The sequence below is a fragment of the Pantoea sp. X-Soil-MYKO-1289 genome (assembly GCF_059730625.1).
On sequence record NZ_AP036004.1, the window covers coordinates 2,112,898 to 2,132,902 of the forward strand.

At 61.7% G+C, this 20,005-nt stretch carries 20 protein-coding genes; 10 read left to right on the forward strand and 10 right to left on the reverse strand.

Annotated features, from left to right (window positions below; genetic code table 11):
* Positions 1-201: 201 nt before the first annotated feature.
* Positions 202-801, forward strand: coding sequence for an FMN-dependent NADH-azoreductase (locus AC6I7Z_RS10220; protein WP_033747071.1), 600 nt, complete (start codon positions 202-204; stop codon positions 799-801).
* 57 nt (positions 802-858) lie between these two features.
* On the opposite strand, the gene AC6I7Z_RS10225 is transcribed toward AC6I7Z_RS10220, so the two are convergent.
* The 3 genes from AC6I7Z_RS10225 to AC6I7Z_RS10235 are packed head-to-tail and all read right to left on the reverse strand — an operon-like array spanning position 859 to position 3,985.
* Positions 859-1,188, reverse strand: coding sequence for a YdbL family probable chaperone protein (locus AC6I7Z_RS10225; RefSeq protein ID WP_048781388.1), 330 nt, complete (start codon positions 1,186-1,188; stop codon positions 859-861).
* The gene (locus tag AC6I7Z_RS10230; protein ID WP_033747068.1) at positions 1,188-1,376 is read right to left on the reverse strand and encodes a YnbE family lipoprotein; all 189 of its coding nucleotides are present in this window, start codon (positions 1,374-1,376) and stop codon (positions 1,188-1,190) included. Before AC6I7Z_RS10230 ends, AC6I7Z_RS10225 begins: the two co-directional genes overlap by 1 nt.
* Positions 1,373-3,985: a YdbH family protein gene (locus tag AC6I7Z_RS10235; protein WP_497814124.1), complete on the reverse strand. Its 2,613-nt coding sequence runs from the start codon at positions 3,983-3,985 to the stop codon at positions 1,373-1,375. The genes AC6I7Z_RS10230 and AC6I7Z_RS10235 overlap by 4 nt, the downstream gene beginning before the upstream one ends.
* 143 nt (positions 3,986-4,128) lie before the next feature.
* Between AC6I7Z_RS10235 and AC6I7Z_RS10240 the strand changes: the two genes are divergently transcribed.
* Entirely contained in the window at positions 4,129-5,121 is a 993-nt protein-coding gene (locus AC6I7Z_RS10240) for a 2-hydroxyacid dehydrogenase (protein ID WP_497814125.1), read from the forward strand.
* 25 nt (positions 5,122-5,146) lie between these two features.
* Here the strand turns inward: AC6I7Z_RS10240 and AC6I7Z_RS10245 are convergent, their stop codons facing one another.
* From AC6I7Z_RS10245 to AC6I7Z_RS10255, 3 genes are all read right to left on the reverse strand, one after another.
* The gene (locus AC6I7Z_RS10245; RefSeq protein WP_033790146.1) at positions 5,147-5,419 is read right to left on the reverse strand and encodes a putative hemolysin; all 273 of its coding nucleotides are present in this window, start codon (positions 5,417-5,419) and stop codon (positions 5,147-5,149) included.
* Positions 5,420-5,919: 500 nt separating this feature from the next.
* Positions 5,920-8,046, reverse strand: coding sequence for a Fe(2+) transporter permease subunit FeoB (feoB, locus tag AC6I7Z_RS10250; RefSeq protein WP_497814126.1), 2,127 nt, complete (start codon positions 8,044-8,046; stop codon positions 5,920-5,922).
* The gene (locus tag AC6I7Z_RS10255; protein ID WP_497814127.1) at positions 8,043-8,282 is read right to left on the reverse strand and encodes a FeoA domain-containing protein; all 240 of its coding nucleotides are present in this window, start codon (positions 8,280-8,282) and stop codon (positions 8,043-8,045) included. The genes feoB and AC6I7Z_RS10255 overlap by 4 nt, the downstream gene beginning before the upstream one ends.
* Positions 8,283-8,494: 212 nt before the next feature.
* Here AC6I7Z_RS10255 and AC6I7Z_RS10260 point away from each other — a divergent pair, with 212 nt between their 5' ends.
* The gene (locus tag AC6I7Z_RS10260) at positions 8,495-8,677 is read left to right on the forward strand and encodes a hypothetical protein (protein WP_152904264.1); all 183 of its coding nucleotides are present in this window, start codon (positions 8,495-8,497) and stop codon (positions 8,675-8,677) included.
* A 12-nt stretch (positions 8,678-8,689) separates the two neighbouring features.
* On the opposite strand, the gene AC6I7Z_RS10265 is transcribed toward AC6I7Z_RS10260, so the two are convergent.
* Entirely contained in the window at positions 8,690-10,471 is a 1,782-nt protein-coding gene (locus AC6I7Z_RS10265; protein ID WP_497814128.1) for an EAL domain-containing protein, read from the reverse strand.
* 331 nt (positions 10,472-10,802) lie between these two features.
* Between AC6I7Z_RS10265 and AC6I7Z_RS10270 the strand changes: the two genes are divergently transcribed.
* Positions 10,803-12,248: a methyl-accepting chemotaxis protein gene (locus AC6I7Z_RS10270; RefSeq protein WP_497814129.1), complete on the forward strand. Its 1,446-nt coding sequence runs from the start codon at positions 10,803-10,805 to the stop codon at positions 12,246-12,248.
* 9 nt (positions 12,249-12,257) lie between these two features.
* On the opposite strand, the gene AC6I7Z_RS10275 is transcribed toward AC6I7Z_RS10270, so the two are convergent.
* A complete protein-coding gene (locus AC6I7Z_RS10275) occupies positions 12,258-12,461 on the reverse strand; it encodes a DUF3606 domain-containing protein (protein WP_497814130.1) in 204 nt (67 codons plus the stop codon).
* A 398-nt stretch (positions 12,462-12,859) separates the two neighbouring features.
* Between AC6I7Z_RS10275 and AC6I7Z_RS10280 the strand changes: the two genes are divergently transcribed.
* Positions 12,860-13,090 (forward strand): transcriptional regulator, encoded by a 231-nt coding sequence (locus AC6I7Z_RS10280; protein ID WP_497814131.1) that lies wholly within the window; start codon positions 12,860-12,862, stop codon positions 13,088-13,090.
* Positions 13,091-13,476: 386 nt separating this feature from the next.
* Here the strand turns inward: AC6I7Z_RS10280 and AC6I7Z_RS10285 are convergent, their stop codons facing one another.
* Positions 13,477-14,196, reverse strand: a complete 720-nt coding sequence (locus tag AC6I7Z_RS10285; protein ID WP_497814132.1) for an SDR family NAD(P)-dependent oxidoreductase — start codon at positions 14,194-14,196, stop codon at positions 13,477-13,479.
* A gap of 111 nt (positions 14,197-14,307) precedes the next feature.
* Here AC6I7Z_RS10285 and AC6I7Z_RS10290 point away from each other — a divergent pair, with 111 nt between their 5' ends.
* Positions 14,308-15,240, forward strand: coding sequence for a LysR family transcriptional regulator (locus AC6I7Z_RS10290; protein WP_497814133.1), 933 nt, complete (start codon positions 14,308-14,310; stop codon positions 15,238-15,240).
* Positions 15,241-15,348: 108 nt separating this feature from the next.
* Positions 15,349-15,885 (forward strand): DUF2058 domain-containing protein, encoded by a 537-nt coding sequence (locus tag AC6I7Z_RS10295; RefSeq protein WP_497814134.1) that lies wholly within the window; start codon positions 15,349-15,351, stop codon positions 15,883-15,885.
* Between the two features lie 48 nt (positions 15,886-15,933).
* On the opposite strand, the gene AC6I7Z_RS10300 is transcribed toward AC6I7Z_RS10295, so the two are convergent.
* Complete coding sequence (locus tag AC6I7Z_RS10300) at positions 15,934-16,632, reverse strand: RluA family pseudouridine synthase (RefSeq protein WP_497814135.1); 699 nt, start codon at positions 16,630-16,632, stop codon at positions 15,934-15,936.
* Positions 16,633-17,151: 519 nt separating this feature from the next.
* Here AC6I7Z_RS10300 and gcvA point away from each other — a divergent pair.
* The 3 genes from gcvA (at position 17,152) to AC6I7Z_RS10315 (ending at position 19,870) form a co-directional block, all read left to right on the forward strand.
* Positions 17,152-18,057 carry a transcriptional regulator GcvA gene (gene gcvA / locus AC6I7Z_RS10305; protein ID WP_497814136.1) on the forward strand — a complete coding sequence of 302 codons (906 nt, stop codon included), beginning with the start codon at positions 17,152-17,154 and terminating at the stop codon, positions 18,055-18,057.
* Between the two features lie 74 nt (positions 18,058-18,131).
* A complete protein-coding gene (locus AC6I7Z_RS10310) occupies positions 18,132-18,959 on the forward strand; it encodes an EamA family transporter (protein WP_497814137.1) in 828 nt (275 codons plus the stop codon).
* Positions 18,960-18,979: 20 nt separating this feature from the next.
* Positions 18,980-19,870, forward strand: coding sequence for an oxidoreductase (locus AC6I7Z_RS10315; RefSeq protein WP_497814138.1), 891 nt, complete (start codon positions 18,980-18,982; stop codon positions 19,868-19,870).
* The last annotated feature ends 135 nt before the right edge of the window (positions 19,871-20,005 follow it).

Consider the following 20,005-nt stretch of genomic DNA (forward strand, 5'->3'; position numbering starts at 1 on the left):
CGGGGTAACCGACTGATTCTAAAAATTGTATTGGGCAAAGAGTAACACATTTTATCACGACCAGCTGCGCCTTCCATGCCATGCTTATTCAAGAAATTCGAACATAGCTCTCGAAATATTGCGCTTTTACCGCGTCGCTAATGACCGTAGAGTGTAACCCATTGAGCGGGAAGCCTTCCGCGTAACAAACAGGAAACAGCAATGAGCAAAGTATTAGTTCTGAAATCCAGCATCCTCGCTGGTTACTCACAGTCAAGCCAGCTGGCTGATTTCTACGTTGAAGAGGCGAAAGCCAAAGGCGATCAGGTTACCGTTCGCGACCTGGCTGCGGATCCCATTCCGGTGCTGGATGGCGAGCTGGTCGGCGCGCTGCGTCCGTCAGACGCGCCACTCTCTCCGCGTCAGCAGGAAGCGCTGGATCTCTCCAACGCCCTGATCGACGAACTGCAGGCGCACGACGTGATCGTGATCGCCGCGCCGATGTACAACTTCAACATCCCGACCCAGCTGAAAAACTATTTTGACCTGGTTGCTCGCGCCGGCGTCACCTTCCGCTACACCGAAGCGGGTCCGGAAGGCCTGGTGAAAGGCAAGCGCGCGGTGATTCTCTCCAGCCGCGGCGGCATTCACAAAGATACCCCGAGCGATCTGCTGACGCCGTACGTGAAGCTCTTCCTGGGCTTTATCGGCATCACCGACGTTGAATTCGTTTTCGCCGAAGGCATCGCCTACGGTCCGGAAGTCGCGACCAAAGCCACCGACGACGCGAAAAACGCCATCAAACAGATTGTTTCTGCCTAATCATTATTATTATTCGCTCTGTGTTTCGATTGCCAGGCATGACGCCTGGCTTTTTTTTTATTTCTGCATCCACAGGCCGTTGAGGCCGCGCACGTACTCGCCCTCGCCCGCACGCTCCACCAGTTTTGCGCCGGCAATACGCGCCACCTGATCGGTGGTGAGATTGTTCTGCTGCGCGATACGCTGATATTCCACGCTACGCCCGGCGTTGATGCGCTTTACCAGCGCCTGCGTCTCGCCATCCTGCTGGCGCGCGGCGATATAGCCGCTAAAGGTTTCCCCGACCCGGCCCTGATGGCGCGCCTCATCCAGCGTCAGCGCCAGCGCCGGCTGCGCTGCGCCGATGAGCAGCAGCGCAGCGAGCAGCGGCTTGCGCAACGCGCGCATCAAAACAGATCGCTCTGATTCTTCAGCAGCGCCTCCACGTCTTTGTCTACTTTGATATGAATTTCATGTTCGATCTTCACGTTCATATTGATGGTGATCGGCTCCTTCGGCGCGGCCACCTCGATGCGCGGCACGCAGCCGGTCAGCGGCAGCCCGACTGCCAGCACCAGTAACGCCCTGAGGCTCATGGTTGTTGATCCCTATTGGTCGGCAGAGTGGCGTTCTGTTCCACCCAGGATTGCAAATTATCGCCAAAGCGCAGGCTGCGCCAGAGTTGAAACAGGTTCTGCTGATGGCGGTAGTTGAGATTCACGGTCTGTTTGCGGTTGCTGAAGCGGCTGACGCCCTGTACCTGCGCCTGCATGGCGAGGTTGCCGAGGTTATCGAGATCGAGCGTCGCCCACGAGCGGGAGATCTCCATATAGCGCAGCCAGTCCATCGCCGCGCCCGCAGCGACGTTGCCTGCGGTGATGGCGTCAGCCATATCTTTATCCATACGGAAAGTCAGGGAGCCGCTGTTGGCGATCCAGCCGTTCTGCACCAGCCAGTGCGGATTGTTCACCCACAGCGGCAGCTCGCCGTTGATCCTGCCGGACATGGCGAACTGCTTAGGCTTCAGCGCGGTGACCAGCTTGCTCAGGCTGATATCGCGCAGGCTCAGCGTCGCCGCCTGGTGCTGCGGCAGCCGCAGCGCGGGCAGCGTGACCTTGCCGCCCAGCAGCGCCATGCTGACCGCCTGCAGCGTCAGCGGCTGCGCCTCGCTCCAGGGATAGTAGCCCTGAAGATCGGCGCGGATATTCTGCATCGAGAACTGGTTGGTGATTTCGCCGATGCGCAGCTGTACCGGCCCGCGCACGCCGAGCTGCCACTGCTGATCTTTCAGGCGGAACGGCAGCGAGAAATCGACGCCGTTGATCTGGTTATCCGACGTCCAGAGGCTGCCCTGCGTCACCGTCCAGTGGCCGCCCGCGCTAAATCCCTCTTTCGCCGCGGCGGAAAACGCCACCTGCGCGCGCAGCTCGCCCGCGCGGATTTTCATCTTCAGCTCAGGATTAAGCAGCGGCTGGAACACCGTCAGAGACTGCGTCGGCCACCAGGCCTCGCCGCGCAGGCGCTCGCCGTCCCAGCGGCCGTGAACGCGCAGCGGCCCGATCGCCTGCGCCTGCAGCGCGCCGCGCCAGATAAAGTGGCTGGGATCCTGGCCTTTCGCCTCGAAGCTTAGCGACGAAGCGGGCAGCCGACCGCCAAAGTCGAAGCGCGTTTCTCCCGCGTCAATGCGGAAGCCGCCGTTAAAGGCGGGTCGCTGCGCGTCGCGCTGCCAGTTGACCGGCGCGCTAAGGGTCAGCCGCGGGCGCACCACCTGCGCCATGCCGTACTGCATCCGATCGAAACCGGCATTCAGGCTGTCGAGATGGATAAGGGTGTCGCGCCAGCCGCCCGCGCCCTTAATGGTCCAGGCGGCGTTCAGCGGCAGCATTTGGCCGCTCCCCCAGTAACGCCATTTCCACTCTCCTTTATCGGGCCAGAAGTCGCTGGCGCGCCCGTCGAGGTGCAGCCTGAACTGGCCGAAGCTCGGATCGTGCGCCTTGAGTATCGCCTGCAGTCGGCCGTCGATGCCCTGCGCGGCGAGCCGCACGCCCGCCAGCGGCCAGCGCGCCTCATCCACCTCCAGCGTGGAGAGAATGCGCCCGCGCAGGCGCAGCAGCGCGCCGGGCTGGAATTTGAGCTGCGGGTCGAGCAGCGGCCCGCTGAGATTGCCCGGCAGCGCGGCGTAGAGCTGCATCGCCGCCAGCTTGCTTTCGCCGTTAAGGCGCAGCGGCAGCGCGCTGTTGGTCATGCTCAGCGTTCCCGGGCCGATATTCAGCACCGCGTTGCCTTTGCCGCCGCGCCCCTGGGTCAGCACGTTGAGGCGGCCGGTAATCTGCGTCTGTTCCAGACCCTGCCGCCAGTTGTCGAGCGTAAGATCGAGAAAGCCGGAGAGCGTCTGCTCGCCGGTCGGCCAGCGGTAGCGCCCTTTGACAATGCGGAGCTGCTGCGCGTCGGCCTGCCACGGCAGCGTCAGCAGCGGCTGGCCGTCGCCGGTGGCGTAGAGTGCCAGCTCGCCCTGCTGCTGCCGCCAGTCGAGCGTCAGACGCAGCGGTTCGCCGGCGTATTGCAGCTCGCCCTCCAGCTCACCGTTGACCGGCAGGCCGTTGGCGAACTCGGGCAGTTCGAACCGGCCATGCAGCGTCACGGGCTGCGGCAGCGCGTTATGGCGCAGCGTCAGCTGCTCGACGTTGAGCTGCTGCCCCTGCAGGCTGGCGTCGATATTGAGGTTGTCGCCGCGATAGCGCAGCGTCTGTTTAGCGGGAGTAAGGCTGAGATCGAAACGTCCGGCGTAGGCTTGCCAGGGCGCGATGGTGAGATTGTCGAGCTGGATATCGGCGCCGGGCAACAGCTGCTGCCACGCCGCAAGGCTTTTCGGCGCGCCGGGCTGCTCGCTTTGCGGCAGTTTCTGCAGGCAGTCGCTGTCGAGCGTCACCTGACGCGCGGCGAGCCGCCAGCGCCGGTCGTGCCAGCCAAGCGAAGCCTGATCGACGCTTGCCAGCGCGCACTCGCCCGCCAGGTAGCGCACCTGCGGAAACCAGAGGCCGCCGCTGCGCCAGCGCGGCGATCCTTCCAGCACGATGCGCGTATCCGCCGGCAGCCAGATGCCGGCCAGCCGCGGCAGCCATTGGGTCACGGTGAGCAGCAGCCCCAGCACCAGCAGCGTCAGCGCCAGTAATGCAGCAAGTAGTCGGCGGAGGCTCCGCGGCATGGCAGCACTATTCCTTTTCCTGACAGGATCCTGCCCCTGATGATGGCACGTAATTGGCCAGAGTTGAAGGCGCGCCGCCGACGGCAGCAAAATCCACAATAAAACGTTATGCTGTGTGGATACCCGAATGCAGGAGCGTAACGATGAAAATCGCGGTTTACAGCACGAAGCACTATGACCAGAAGTATCTCGATCATGTTAATGAAGGCTACCGGTTCGATCTGGTCTATTTCGACTTTTTACTGACGGAAGCGACGGCGAAAAACGCCGTCGACTGCGACGCCGTCTGCATTTTCGTCAACGACGACGCCAGCCGTCCGGTGCTGGAGGAGCTAGCGGCGCTGGGCGTGAAGTATATCGCGCTGCGCTGCGCCGGGTTCAACAACGTCGATTTAGCCGCGGCGGAGGAGCTGGGCCTGAAAGTGGTGCGCGTGCCCGCCTATTCGCCGGAAGCGGTGGCGGAACATGCGGTTGGTTTGATGATGACGCTTAACCGCCGCATCCATCGCGCTTATCAGCGCACGCGCGACGCCAACTTTTCCCTCGATGGCCTCACCGGCTTTAATATGCACGGCAAAACCGCGGGCGTGGTCGGCACCGGCAAGATCGGCGTGGCGACGATGCGTATTCTGAAAGGTTTCGGCATGCGCCTGCTGGCGTTCGATCCCTACCCGAGCGCGCAGGCGCTGGAGCTGGGCGCGGAGTATGTCGATTTGAAAACTCTGTTCGCCGAGTCGGACGTGATTACGCTGCACTGCCCGCTAACGCCGGAGAACCATCATCTGCTGAACGCCAGCGCCTTTAGCCAGATGAAAGATGGCGTGATGATTATTAACACCAGCCGCGGCGGACTGATCGACTCCCAGGCAGCGATTGACGCGCTCAAACAGCAGAAAATCGGCTCGCTCGGCATGGACGTGTATGAGAATGAGCGCGATCTTTTCTTTGAAGATAAGTCCAACGACGTGATTCAGGACGATGTGTTCCGTCGGCTGTCGGCCTGTCACAACGTGCTCTTCACCGGCCATCAGGCGTTTCTGACCGCTGAAGCGCTAACGGCGATTTCGGAAACGACGTTGTCAAATCTCAGCCAGCTTGAAAAAGGCGAAGCCTGCCCGAATCAGATCTCGGCGTAGCCCTCGTAAAGCGCCTGCTGCTGAATTAGCGGGCGCAGTTGCCGCCAATCAGCGCCTGTTCGTCGCAGCGGCGGCCGTTTGCCAGCTGGCACATGCCGATGCGCGTGCCGTCCAGCTGGTGAGAAAATGCCAGCGTGCCGCCTGCGCCGGCGCAGTTGCTTTCCGCCAGCGACGACATAATGACGTGCGGCTGAATATGGGCTGCGGTGGCTTGTTGCGGCGGCTCGTTATCGCTGTTGCTGCTGCATGCCGAGAGCAGCAGCGCGGCACCGGCCAGCAGAAAGGTGGCTGCTTTCATCAGTCGGACTCCGGAAATATTAGGGTTAGAGGCCGGTCAAGCATAAGGCAGGCGTCGCAGCCGGTCGATAGGCGACACAGCTTTTTACAAAATTTTCTCTGGCGCTTTGCAAGCAGAATAGTCCTGTTTCGCTTCGCTCACTGTTTCACCTCCTGCGATCGCCGTCGCGCCCCTTTCTCGCCCAATAAACGCTTTTGCGCAGATGCGGCTACAACGCCAGCCAATTAAGTGACAACGTCACCTTTACCGGGTGACATCGCCGCCCGTGTTTATCACTTCGCTTTTGCCAGACGCCAACGCCCTGCGCTAGCTGACTCGCTAATCTGTTGATCTCGCGCAATAAATTATCCATCCCGCCCGGCGCCATTGAGATTTGGTTAAGAAAGGCGCCGTTATAGTGGGCGGTGAGGTACGCCTCACTACAACAAGTACGGCTGTTGATACATTTAGCCGGGTGCTCCGGTAACGCTCCTCGACAGGAGCGTTTTTTATTTAGCCGGTTAATGTCCGCACCCTTTGCACCCGCCGCAGCCGCCCTCTGTTACCGGCTGTAACGCAGGCTGCAGGCTGACGCGCAGCTGACGCAAAAGCGTGACCGCCGCGACAATGGCCGCAACAATGGCCGTCAGGCAGATCAGGCTGAAACCAGGATGCTGGGTAAAGGTGCCGATCTGGTAAACCAGCGTCGCGGCGCTATAGGCCATAACGGTTCCCCAGATCAGGGCGAACCACATCCACCGTCGTCCCGCCTCTTTCGCCAGCGCGCCCATCACCGAGGCGCAGGGCACGTAGAGCAGCACGAAGACCAGATAGCTGTAGGCCGCGAGCGAGCTGCCGAACATTGTCTGCATGACGCCTACTGCGCCCTGGCTCATCTCGCCGTCTCCCTTGCTCGCTTCAACCGGATTAAACAGCGTCTGCGGGCTGAGCGCCTGCTTCAGGTTCTGCCAGGTTTCATCCAGCGCCGAGGCGAAAACCGCCGTCAGGCTCCTCGCTGGCTCGGCGTCCGGCGCATTTTGCGGTTCCGCCAGATAGAGCGCGTTCAGGGTGCCGACCACGCTCTCTTTCGCCATGGCGCCGGTCACCAGCCCCACCGTCGCCTGCCAGTTATCGGGCCGAATCCCCATCGGCGTAAATAACGGCGTCAGGTAGCGGCTGGCGGAGGCCAGCACCGAGTCGTCGACGCGCTGTGCCTGATGGCCGCTGGCCGTCAGGTTGGAAAGCAGGCTTATTGCCACGCAGGCCGCGACGATCACCACGCCTGCGCGGATAACGAAGGCGTGCAGACGAAACCAGGTTTGCAGCAGCAGGCTGCGCATCACCGGCACATGCCACAGCGGCAGCTCCATGATCCCAAAGGAAGATCCGCCCTTCAGCACGGTATGCTTCAGCACCAGCCCGGTCAGAACCGCCGCCGCAATGCCCAGCAGATAGAGCGAAAAGATCACGCTGGCGCCGGCGTTGCCGAAAAAGGCGCCGGAAAAGACGGCGAATATCGCCAGACGCGCGCCGCAGGACATAAAGGGCGCCATCAGCATCGTCACCAGCCTTTCCCGCTCGGTTTCCAGCGTGCGCGCGCCCATCACCGCCGGCACGTTGCAGCCAAAGCCGACGATCAGCGGCACAAAGGATTTCCCCGGCAGCCCCAGCCAGCGCATCAGACGATCGACCACAAACGCGGCGCGCGCCATATAGCCTGACTCTTCCAGCAGCGTCAGAAAGAAGAACATCAGCGCCAGCTGCGGCACCAGCGGCAGGACGGTGGTGATGCCGCCGCCGATGCCCTGCGCCAGAAAGGAGGTGAGCCAGTCGGGAAAGCGAAGCGTGGCGCAGAGCTGCGCGGTGCCGTCGATAAACAGCGCCGTAGAGCCCTTATCGAAGACCGGCTGCAGCGCGCCGCCGATATTGATTGAGAAGTAGAACATCAGGTACATCACCCCTAAAAACAGGGGAAAACCGAGCCAGCGGTGGAGAAAAAGATTATCCAGCGCGCGCGTCAGACGGTGGGCGCGATGCAAAGCGCGATCGCAGGCGGCCTGGCTGATGGCGCTGATGCGCGCCAGCCGCGCTTCATGGTCAACCTCGGCGCGGTTCAGCAGCAGATCCGCAGGCGGCGCGGCGGCGATGCGATCGATCGCTGCCATCAGCGTCGTTACCCCTTCCGCGGTCGAGGCGGACATCAGCACCACCGGACAGCCAAGCTGCGCGGCCAGCTCATCGGCGTCCAGCGCGACGCCGCACGCTCTGGCGACGTCGGCCATATTCAGCACCACGATCATCGGCAGGTTCAGCTCGCGCAGCTGCAAGGTGAGCCACAGGCTCTTCTCCAGGCTCGACGCGTCGACCACGTTGATCAGCACGTCCGCCTGGCCGCTCATCACATAGCTGCAGGTGACGCGCTCGTCGGCCGAGAGCCCGTCTTCGGCCTGCACCGCTTCAAGGGAATAGATGCCAGGCAGATCGATCAGCGTGACGGCAGACTCGCCGGTGGTAAAGGCGCCCTGCTTGCGTTCGACGGTGACGCCGGGCCAGTTGCCGGTGCGCTGCCGCAGCCCGGTCAGCAGATTGAACAGCGTGGTTTTACCGGCGTTAGGATTGCCCGCCAGAACGGCGTTGATACGCTTCATGCCCGCTCGCCTCCGTCAACGGCCTCAAGGCGCAGCATCGCCAGTTCGGCTTTACGTAGCGCATAGCTGCTGTGGCTGAGACGGACTTCCGCCGGATCGCCCAGCGGCGCGAACCTGACGATATCGATTACCGCGCCAGGCACGAAGCCCAGCGATAAAAGTTTACGACGGAAAAGCTCGGACAGGTCGTTCCTGAACCCTGTAATACGCCATTGACTCCCGGGTTTTATCAGCATGATCTCATCTCCGATATTTCTGTGCCGCAACTATGCAATTGCGAACAATTATCGTTATTGATTTAGATCGCATCAGAGGCGAGAAGCAGGGAAAAAGTGGCGCGGTTGAGGTGGAGTTGAAGAAACAGCCCTCTGCGGGCCTGGCCGGTTAAACGCCCGTTAAGGCATAAGGCGGGAGAATAGCCGGCACGGTGGTAAACTGAAATCTCTCAATGCTGAAACCTGTTGCGCTTGTTGTCTGCCTGCTGCTCTCCGGCTGCGCGGTGCCGCGCCATCATCAGGCGAAAAACCTTAACGCCCCGCCTGAGTGCGCCTCCCACGACAGCGAGATCGACTGCACCTGGAACGACGTGCCCGATAATCCGCAGGCTCAGGCGGCCGCAGAGGCGCAATAGCGCAGGCGCGCCTCAGCGACATTTGTTGCGCAGCCGCCAGTCGAGCCACGCATCCAGCTCGCGGTCGGGCAGCGGTTTGGCATAAAAATAGCCCTGCGCCTGGTCGCAGCCATATTCGCTTAGCATGCTGGCCACGTTGCCGCACTCGATGCCCTCCGCCAGCACCACATAGTCCAGCTCTTTCAGCATGGTGATAATGTTGCGCGCGATAATGCGCGACGCCGTGTCGGAGGCGAGGCCGCTGATTAACGAACGGTCCAGCTTAATCACGTCCAGCGGCATACGGCGCAAATAACTGATATTGCTGTAGCCGGTGCCGAAGTCATCCAGCGAGATGCCGAAGCCGCGCAGCTTTAGCATCTCCAGCCCGCGCATCGCGGCCGGACTCTCAATCAGCCGCTCGGTCTCCAGACACTCCACGCCAAGCAGCGCGTTAGGCAGCCTGAATTTCAGCATCTTATCTTCCAGCTCGTCGGCAAACCCCTGCCGGGCGAAATCATGGAGGCTGACGTTAACGGAAACCGGCAGCTGGATGCAGTGATTTCGCAGCCGCGCCAGACGGGCGATGACGCGATCGATCACCCAGGCGTTCAGCCCGGAGAGCAGCTCGGTCTGCTCCGCCAGCGGCACGAAAGCTGCGGGCGACAGCTCGCCCAGCAGCGGATGGCGCCAGCGGATCAGCGCCTCAAGCCCGACCGGCGCGCCGCTCTGCAGGCAGATCTTGGGCTGGTAGGCCAGATAGAGGCCCTCATCGTTTCTTAACGCCGACGCAAGCTCATGCATCAGGTTGAAATCGCGCGTGCGGCGCACATCTTCAGACGCGCTAAAGGTCCGCGTCGCCACTCCGCTGCCGATCGCCTCATGCAGCGCGCTGAGGCCGCGACGCAGTATCTCCTGCGCTGGCGACGCCTCGGCCGTGAAGTCCACTCCGCCGGTAAAGGTATTCAGGGTCACCGACAGCCCCTCGCCCAGATCCGCGCTGATGCCCTCCATGCGATTCGCCACCCAGGCCGCGCTGAGCGAGCTGCTCGCGCCGGTCAGCAGCGCAAACCGGCCGGTGGCCACGGTGTAGAGCAGATCGCCGGGCCTCAGACGCAGGCGCAGCGGCAGAAGCGTGGCGACATCTTTAAGCAATCCCTCGACCGGCCCCATTCCCATCGAGCGCGCCAGCTCGTAGGCGCGCGGCATGTCAATGCAGTCAATCAGGATCAGCCGCCGCGGCTGCGTATCGCCGCCCGCCGTCAGGTAGTGCAGATCGCGGATCAGCCGCTGACGATTAGGCAGCCCGGTCACCGGATCAGTAAAGCCGGCGGCGTGCCAGGCTTCCAGAAAGGAGATCACCAGCGCGCCGAGCAGCGTCAGCGCGCTCAGCTGATCCTGGCTCAGCTGATGCGGCTCGCCGTCGGTTACGCACAGCGTGCCGAGGATATGGCCGGCGCGGCTTTTCAGCGGCACGCCGGCATAAAAGCGAATCCAGGGATCGCCGATGACAAACTTGTGCTTAACGAAGCGGGCATCCAGCCAGGTATCAGAGACCACCATCGGCGCTTCGGAATCAATCACGTAGCGGCAGAGCGAATCCTCCCGCGTCGAGTGCATGAGCGAGAAATTGCGCGCCGCCCGAATGTACTGAAATTCATCGTCGACGATAGAGATAAAACAGCCGGGAATGCCGAGCGCCTGGCTGGCCAGCCGAACAAACTTCTCAAGTACGCCATCGCGACTTTCGTCGGGTTCGCGCAGCGCTTCAAGCGCGCGCAGGCGACTTTCGTCGTCGCCGGAACATGTTTGCATGGTTCCTCCGGCCCGCTCCGGTTCTGGAACGAACAGAAAATAAAACGTTTAAAAGCAGACCGGGAAAAACCGACTAAAGTACAAGGCAAGTTATCTGATTTTGTCTGGTACGAAATCTTAAGCGCATTTCGTCCTTCGAGCACAATAAATTCTCGCGAACAATATCAAATAATCCGAAAAATAAAAAAATTACAAAATGATCGTTTCCTTTTTCCAGATTCACTGCCAAACTGATGATGTCAATAAAATTGCGCACAATTAAGTAGCAAGCTATATAAAAATAATATTTCGCAGTTCTTTACACAGCAATAACAACACCAGGGAACCTAATATGCACTTCCTCAGAAATTTTACGATCCGTCGGGTTGTACAGGCTATTTTGCTGGCTGCGCTGCTGGTCGTGGCGCTGGCAGGCGCTTACGGCTCTGTGGTTATGCGCGACCTGCATCAGCGCGCCGAAGGGAGAGATGTCATCAGCGCGCAGCTTGTTTTTCTGACGCGCGCCGGGAATGCGATGGCCTCAGGCTCCGCAGAGGAAAAAGCAGCGCTGCAGGCTGTGACGCCCGTCGGCGCTGACTGGGCGCGCCTTAGCGCGGCCCTGAACGACACCCCCGCCCACTTTTCCGCCGCGGCAAACGAGCGGCTTAGCTTTCTGCAGCGTCAGGTTGCGTCGGACGAAGCGGCAACCGCCCGCGATCGCCAGCGTCTGGAGAGGGCGTTTCTTGTCGCCGCGCTGATGACGCTGGGGCTGCTGGCCTTCTGCGACCGCTTCCTGGTCACCCATCTGGTGAAGCCGCTTGGCGTGTTGCGCGAGCATTTCAGAAGCATCGCCGCCGGCGATCTCGCGCGCGAACCGCAGGAGTTTGGCCGCAACTGCGTCGGACAGCTGGTTCCGCTGGTGCGGCTGATGCAGCAAAGCCTGCTCACGACGGTGCAGGCGGTACGTGACAATAGCGGCGTGCTGCGCCGGGAAGCGGCGGATATCGCCGCCGGTAATAGCGACCTCTCCGACCGCACCACCCGCCAGGCGGCAGCGCTCGAACAGACCGCCGCCAGCATGGAGGAGCTGACCGCCACGGTGAAGAATAACGCGCTGAGCGCCCAGGAAGCGCGCGAGCTGGCGAGCGCCACCGCCCAGACCACCCGGCAGGGCGAGGCGCTGGTTCACTCGGTCTCTACGCTGATGCGCGATATCGCTGAAGAGGCGGAGAAAATTCGTCAGTTTACCGCCACGGTCAACAGCATCGCTTTTCAGACCAATATTCTGGCGCTCAACGCGGCCGTTGAGGCAGCGCGCGCGGGCGAACAAGGTCGCGGCTTCGCCGTGGTCGCCTCCGAGGTGCGCACTCTCGCCCAGCGCAGCGCCGCTGCAGCCAAAGAGATTGAGGAGTTAATCGGCGGCGCGGTAACGCGCGTGCAGGAAGGCGCGGCGGCAGCCGGCCGTGCCGGGGAAACCATGGGCAGCGTCACGCAGCGCGTCTCGGCGGTCAACGATCTTATCGGTCAAATCGCGCAGGCCTCAGAGGAACAGAGCAGAGGCATTTCTCAGGTCACGCTGGCTATCGCCGATCTGGATCGCGTCACCCAGCAGAACGCGTCGCTGGTTCAGCAGGTCACCGCCTCCGCAGGCAGCCTGAACGGACGCACGGAAACCCTCGCCGCCGTTATCAGCCATTTTAAAACGCCGGTCGACGTGGCGGATGACAAAGGTCGTCACGCGGGATTTAGCAACGTTAATGCCTCTGCCGCGCCGCAGGCGGCAGGCGCCGCTGCCTGACGGAGGGTTTCAGGAGCAGGGGCGGCGCGAAGGCGGATTCTCTTTCAGCCAGAGGCGCACCTTTTCTGCATCCGGGCCCGCTTCCTTTACGGCCCGGATAAGCCGGTCCTGAGTAATGTGCAGCGTCAGCATCCAGAAAGTGATTTGCCACTGTTCGCTGACTTCCACGCAGGAAAGATCGGCAGGAACGCGACGAACGATTGGGTCTCTCATAGTGGTGTCCTTATTACCGGCAAAGCATAAGCGCCGGCAGAATATTCGGCCTGCAAAGCCACACATCCTGAATGTCTGGCGCAGGATATAAAGCGGATTTATCCCTAAACGATGCTTAAGCGACATTATGAGAGGGTTCTGAGAGGCGCAGCCCGTATTAAATTCGCCCGCGCAGGTTCGAATACATTAAAAACAGACCGGGCGTGGTGAATTAGCCGCTGCGCTAATCACATTTCTCGGTTGATTTAGCGCAAGCGCGTTAAAAGCGCGTGACGGCATTATCCTACCGCGACGGAAGCAGGCTTTTTTACGGCTGTTCCGTTACCCATTTTCGATTGTTTTATGTTGACCAAACAACGCCCTGCTGGAGCAGAGCTGGCGACATAAGAGAGAAAATTATGACGAATAAATCCTTTAAGCCAGGCGTAATTGTCCAGTCCGATGTCCGTACTCTGCGCATCGCCGCCGGTCTGACGCAGGAACGGGCCGCCGAACGGTTCGATCTCAGCCTGCGCGGCTGGCAGCTTAAGGAAGCCGCATCCAAACCCGGATTGCTCAGCCAGGGAGAATATGAGTTTCTGCTGCTGCTGGCTGGCCGACATCCCCATTTCACTCTTGCGCCGCGCTAGCACCTCAGCTTATAGATAGTCGCGCCGCCTTTTTATGCGCCTTGTTGATTATCTGATTGAAATAAAAAACAAACCAGCAAGAAATAATCTATTTCTCGTTGATCATGCTGGCAGAACTTTAATTGAAGCCGGCCCAATGCATGCCGATAATTTATCGGTTTTATGGCTCTTCAAACTGCTCGGTTAACCTGTGTGGAATGAGAAATAGATGTTCAGAAATGACCGATCAAGAAAAGTCCTTTTTTGCCCGCTCGATTACCCTTCCGCCTGAAGAGGCGGAAAAGGGGCGCAGCTCGACCGCGATGTTAAAACTCGCCTGATACGCCGATTTACCCAAAAAAACCCCGCTATGGCGAGGTTGTTTATCAGACGCGGCGAAGCGCGGGTTACCAGGGCACGCTCTTGCCAAAGCGATCCAGGAAGGCCAGGCCGGGCTGACCGCGTCGGCTTTCAATGACGCTGACGATATCGGGGATGGTCTCTTCCAGGCTGTAGGCGCCCTCCTCTCCGCCCAGCTCGGTGCGGATCCAGCCCGGCGCCAGCAGCAGCAGTGCGCGAGCGGGCGCGAGCCTCGCCTGCCGCGCGGCGTAGCTGCGCATATACTGATTCAGCGCGGCCTTGGTGCCGCGATAAACCTCTCTGCCGCCCTGCTGATTGTTGCCGATGCTGCCCTGCCCGGAAGACATCACGCCGATCAGCCCGTCCGCATCCACCCGATCCTGCAGCGCCTCTATCACCCGCAGCGGCGCCAGCGCGTTGGTGATCATCAGCTGCGCGAACTCGTCGGTGCTGACCTCTGCAATGGTCTGGTTCTGATCCCGGTTGGCGATGCCGGCATTGACGAACAGCGCGCTGAAGCGCTGATGCCGCAGACGATGACGCAAAGCGGCCAGCTGCGCCTCATGGGTGATATCGAGCTGTTCCATGAGCAGCGCCTGCCCATAGCGCAGCGCCAAACTCGCCAGCGCAGGCGCGGCCGCGCGAACCGTGGCGGTGACGCGCCAGCCGCGACGGAGCAGCTCTTCAGCCATGGCCAGTCCGATGCCGCGCGAGGCGCCGATCAGTAAAAAATGGGGCGATGAGTTCTCTTCGCTATTGAGTGTCATGGCGATCTCCACGCAAATTCAGGGATCTCCACCCTAATCGGCAGCAGACCATTACACCAGACGCGCTACGTGCAACAATAGCTTGCATCGCACGCAACCGACCCTATTCCTATGCCTGATATCGATCTGAATCTGCTGACCGCGCTGGATGCCCTGCTGACCGAGCGCAGCGTGACCGGCGCGGCGCGGCGGATGGGCCTCAGCGTCTCCGCCATGAGCCGCGCCCTGACCCGCCTACGGGCGGCGACCGGCGACCCGCTGCTGGTGCAGGCCGGCCGTCAGATGGTGCCGACGCCCTACGCCGCAGAGCTGGCCGGGCGCGTCGCCCATATCGCCCGCAGCGCGCAGACGATCCTGCAGCCGCCTGCCGATCGGCTCAACCTCGCCAGCATTGAGCGCAGCTTTCTTATTCGCGCCAATCAAAACTTTGTCGATCTCGCCGCCGCCGCGCTGGCGGCGGAGCTGCAGCAAACCGCGCCGCTGATGCGGCTGGTGTTCGTCGCTAAAGGTGACAAAGCGCCGCACGCCTTGCGCAGCGGTGAAATCGACCTGGAGATAGGCGTGCTCGGCACCGACGCGCCTGAGCTGAAGCTGCGAACGCTCTTTAGCGACCGCTTTGTCGGCATCTGCCGCCGCGACCATCCGCTATTGCAGGCGCCAGGCGTGACGGCGGAACGCTACGCCAGCTATCCTCACGTTGTCGTTTCGCGCCACAATAAACAGTGGGGGCCGGTAGATGCCGCGCTCGCCGCGCTGGGTTGGCAGCGGCGCGTCAGCGTGGTGGTTCCCGCCTTTGCCAGCGCGTTCCCGCTGGTGCGCGCCTCCGATATGCTCGGTCTGGTGACGCTCTCCTCGCTCAACGGCGTCGCCTCCGGCATGGCGGCAGGCGACGTGGTCTGTTTTGAGCTGCCCGTCGTCACGCCCGCCATTAGCATCACCGCTATCTGGCATCCCCGACTCCAGGCGGACCCGCTGCACCGCTGGCTGCGGGAGACGCTTATTGCGGTGTGTCGGCGGGAACAGGCGACCTGGCGCTATCGCTAGCGCCGCGGCAGGCTGGCGCGCGCGGGACGAGATGGACGAGCGGCCCTCGGCGGCCACCCGATTTACAGGTATAATCAGAAAAATTTTTCAACGGGCTTAGAAACAACAATGACGAAACTTACCTTACAAGAGCAGATGCTCAAAGCTGGCCTGGTCAGCAGCAAGAAAATGGACAAGGTGCAGAGAACCGCCAAAAAATCGCGCGTTCAGGCGCGCGAGGCGAGACAGGCGGTAGAAGAGAATAAAAAGGCCCAGCAGGAGCGCGATAAGCTGCTTAACGAACAGCAAAAACAGGCGGTGTTGTCGCGCGAGTATAAGGCGCAGATCAAGCAGCTGATTGAGATGAACCGCATCGTTATTTCGCGCGGCAATATTGGCTTTAACTTCACCGACAACAATCTGATCAAAAAAATTGAGGTAGACAAGGCGACCCAGGCGCAGCTGATTAGCGGCCGACTCGCCATTGCGCGCCTGGCGGCGGAGAACGGCGAAAGCGAGTACGCCATTATCCCCGCCAGCGTCGCCGATAAGATCGCGCAGCGCGACGCCAACTGCATCGTATTAAACAGCGCGCTCAGTCAGGAAGAGCAGGATGAAGATGATCCCTACGCCGACTTTAAGGTGCCTGACGATCTGATGTGGTAATGCCCGCCCTGACGCGCGCTGTCGAGGCTAACCTCCGCTGAAACGCGGTTAAAACGGACTGGCATGGCGCGCGGCTATCCGCTCTCCGCTCACCGGATGGGTAAAATGCAGCTCGCTGGCGTGCAGCATCAGCCGCGGCGCGCGGTCGGCGCCCGGCAGCAGACGCCCGCCATAAAGATCGCAGCCTAAAATAGCATGCCCCAGCAGCTGGCAGTGAATGCGCAGCTGATGGGTGCGCCCGGTCTCCGGCGTCAGCGCGACGCGCGTCAACGGCAGCGCCACGCCGCCTTCTCCCGCCTGATAAAAGCGTTCGACGACGCGATAGCGCGATCGCGCGGGCTTGCCGCTCGCGGCGCAAATCGCCATCAGCGGGAAGCGCGCCGGATCTCTGGCGATCGCCGCCTCGATCATCCCCTCATCCTCCGTCACGTGTCCGCACAGCAGCGCGCTGTAGCCCTTGCTCACCGTGCGCTGGCTGAACTGCTGGCAGAGCGCGGCGTTAACGGCTTTATTGCGCGCAATCACCATCAGCCCTGACGTGCCGAAATCGAGCCGATGCACCAGCGTACAGCCGGGAAAACGCGCCGCCAGCCGGTAGTGCACCGAATCGAGGTTAAGCGGATTTTTCCCCGAAAGGCTGAGCAGCCCGGCGGGTTTATTGATCAGCAGCAGATGGTCGTCCTGATAGAGCGTCTCTATCTGTTCCAGACACGGCGGAGCGATAAAGGTATCGACAATAGATGACATCAGGCGGTCCGTTGAGAGATGAGCGCGGATAGTAGCGAATTTTGCCCGCGCTGGCGACGCTGGCGCGCAGTGGTGGGTTCAGAGCTTCTGCGCCTGCACCTGAGGCTGCGCTGCTGTCTCGCGCTTAACCCGGCTGGCGCAGAAAATCGCCACCAGGAAATAGCGCTGGTAACCAATAGCAGGCAACCGGCGTCCAGTCGCCGTTATAGATTGTTAATATGTGAAGGAACCTATGTTATAGCGTGATCCATGACAAGCCTGCGCCACCGACAACTGGTCAGATCTCGCTGAATTTATCAACAGATATCGCTTATCAAACGGCATGTTGCGGAGAAAAATAGGGCTGACGGCGGTTTCGCTGGTGGAAGATCGAGGTGCAACCCGGGGATTTCTGGATGTTTCTGGTTATTTCAGTTTAATGACGAAAAGCCTTTTGCTGCGACAATGCCGTCGCGCTGTCTTTTCATCGGCGTTCGCCTTAATGTGTCATGAGTATTAGCTCATAAACAGGATGCCATGATGCGTGATTTGCCTCCGACCGCGACGCTGCGCGCGTTTGAAGTCGCGACGCGCCATACCACCTTTACCTCGGCCGCCGCAGAGCTGTGCGTTACGCAAAGCGCGGTCAGCCACCAGCTGAAGCATCTGGAAGCCGTCTGGGGCGTGCAGCTCTTTCAGCGCGGCAAAACCCTGAGCCTGACGCCCGCAGGCGCCGCCCTCGCGCCCCTGGTGCGCGAGTTTTTCAGCAAGCTGGATACCACGCTTGCCGATCTGCGCGAGCAAAAGGGGCGCGTGCGGCTGCGCGTCAGCACCACCTACTCTTTCGCCCTGAAGTGGCTGCTGCCGCGCCTGCCTGATTTAGCGCGCCTGCACCCGGAGATTCTGGTGACGCTGGAAAGCACCGACAGCGCCATCAACTTCGCCAGCACCGATTCAGACGTGGCCATTCGCTTCGGCCAGGGAAATTACCCGGCGCTGCACACGGAGTTTATGTTCCGCGAGCAGCTCTTTCCGGTCGCCAGTCCTGCGCTGCTGCAGCGCTTCGGCGTTCCGGAAGAGCCGGCCGAGCTGCTGCGCTACCCGCTGCTGACGCGCGACGGCGCCGATCTGGTGCCGAAATGGGACGTCTGGTTCAGGCTGAATGACATCCCGATCGATGTGCTGCACGAGAGCGTGCGCTTCGCCGACACCAATATGACGATTGAGGCCGCGCTGCTGGGCCAGGGCATCGCGCTGGCGCGCAGCGGACACGTTGAAAAAGAGCTGGCGGAAGGCTCGCTGGTGCGGCTGTTCGTTATCCCTTTCCCCTCGCCCGCTGCCTATTACTTCGTCTGCCCGAAAGGGATTGAAGCCGAGCCGCATATCCTGACCTTTCGCCGCTGGCTGCTGGAGCACTCTCGCGAGGCGCAACGCAGCTACGCCTGAGGTATGAGCCATTGCTCATGCAGCAATGACGAGGCTTCGCTTTTCATTCAGGCATGGGCTGATAGCATCAGCCTATGTCCAGTCACCTTATTTTACTGACCCTGTTTGCTGCCCTGCTGCATGCGGGCTGGAACGCCCTGCTGCGCGGCGGCGACGATCGCCTCTGGTCGATGAGCATCATGTGCCTGACCATCGCCGCGGTTTGCGGCCTTGTCGCGCCCTTTATGCCGATGCCGGCGCGCGCCAGCTGGCCCTGGGCGCTGCTATCGGCGCTGCTGCATGTCGGCTATAACCTCTGCCTGGTGCGCAGCTACCGCAGCGGCGATCTGGGGCAGAGCTACCCGATTGCGCGCGGCTCGTCGCCGCTGATGGTGACCTGCGCGGCGGCCATGGTTGTCGGGGAGAAGATTGAACCGCACGCTCTGGTCGGCGTTGCGCTGATTTCCGGCGGCATCCTGCTGCTGGCGATAAGCGGCGGCAAAGGGCGGATGCCCAACCTGCGCTATCCGCTGGCGACCGGCGCGTTTATCGCCGCCTACAGCGTGGTGGACGGTATCGGCGTGCGCCTCTCCGGCAGCGCGCTCTCCTATACGCTGTGGATGAGCGCCTGCTGGGGCGTGCTGATGCCGGCGCTCTATATCGCGCTGCGCGACGCGAATAGCCTGCTGCGCTGGCGCCCGGATCTGCCGGTCGCGGCGGCGGGCGGGCTGGTGTCGCTGCTGGCCTACGGCATTATTATTAACGTGATGGCCCTGGCGCCGATGGGCGCGGTTTCCGCGCTGCGCGAGACCAGCGTACTGTTTGCCGCCGTGCTGGGCTATCTGTTCCTCGGCGAGACCTTAACGATCGGGAAAATGCTGGCGTGCGCGGTGATTGCCGCAGGCACCTTTATGATGAATTAATCCAGTGAGGAGAGCTTACCATGTCACATCGCTTCACCACTGCGCTGCTGGGCCCGGGCGCGATTGGCACCACCATCGCCGCCGCGCTGCATGAAGCGGGCCGCACGCCGCTTTTGTACGGGCGCAGCGCGCATCCGCAGCTTGTCCTGCGTCACGATCGGGGCGAAATCGTGGTGCCCGGCCCCGTCTTGACCGATCCGGCCGCTATCGAGCGCCCGTTCGATCTGCTCTTCGTGGCGGTAAAAACGACCCAGGTCGCCGACTGCGCCGACTGGCTGGCGAAGCTGTGCAACAAAAACAGCGTGGTGTGCGCGCTGCAAAACGGCGTGGAGCAGCAGGCGCAGCTCGAACCCTGGGTAAACGGCGCCGCCGTGCTGCCTGCGGTGGTCTGGTTTCCGGCGCAGCGCGAGCCGGACGCCTCGGTCTGGCTGCGCGCCGCGCCGCGCCTGACGCTGCCGGATCGCCCTGAGGCTCAGCGGGTGGTGGAGGCGCTGAGCGGCACGCGCTGCGAGGTGGCGCTCTCGGCGGACTTCGTCTCGATCGCCTGGCGCAAACTGCTGCAGAACGCAGTGGCGGGTCTGATGGTGCTGGCTAACCGTCGCGCCGGCATGTTTGCGCGCGCCGATATCACCGCGCTGGCGCTGGAATACCTGCGCGAGTGCCTGAGCGTCGCGCGGGCGCAGGGCGCGACCCTGAGCGATAAGGTGCCGCAGGAGATCCTCGACGTGTTTCATCAGGCGCCAGCGGACTTAGGCACCTCGATACTTGCGGACCGGCAGGCGAATCGCCCGCTGGAGTGGCAGATCCGCAACGGCGTGATACAGCGTTATGGCCGCGCGCACGGTATCGCTACGCCCATCAGCGATGTGCTGGTGCCGCTGCTGGCGGCGGGCAGCGAGGGGCCGGGTTAAGCTGAAGGTCACTGCCCGCGCAAGCGGGCCTGTGTCTGATCCGCGATGAATGGCGTTAGCCGTCGGCGGGCTTCTGGGTTGAAAGCGCTGCCCGGCGCGGGCTGCAACCCCATAAAGCGCGAAGCGTCAAACAGG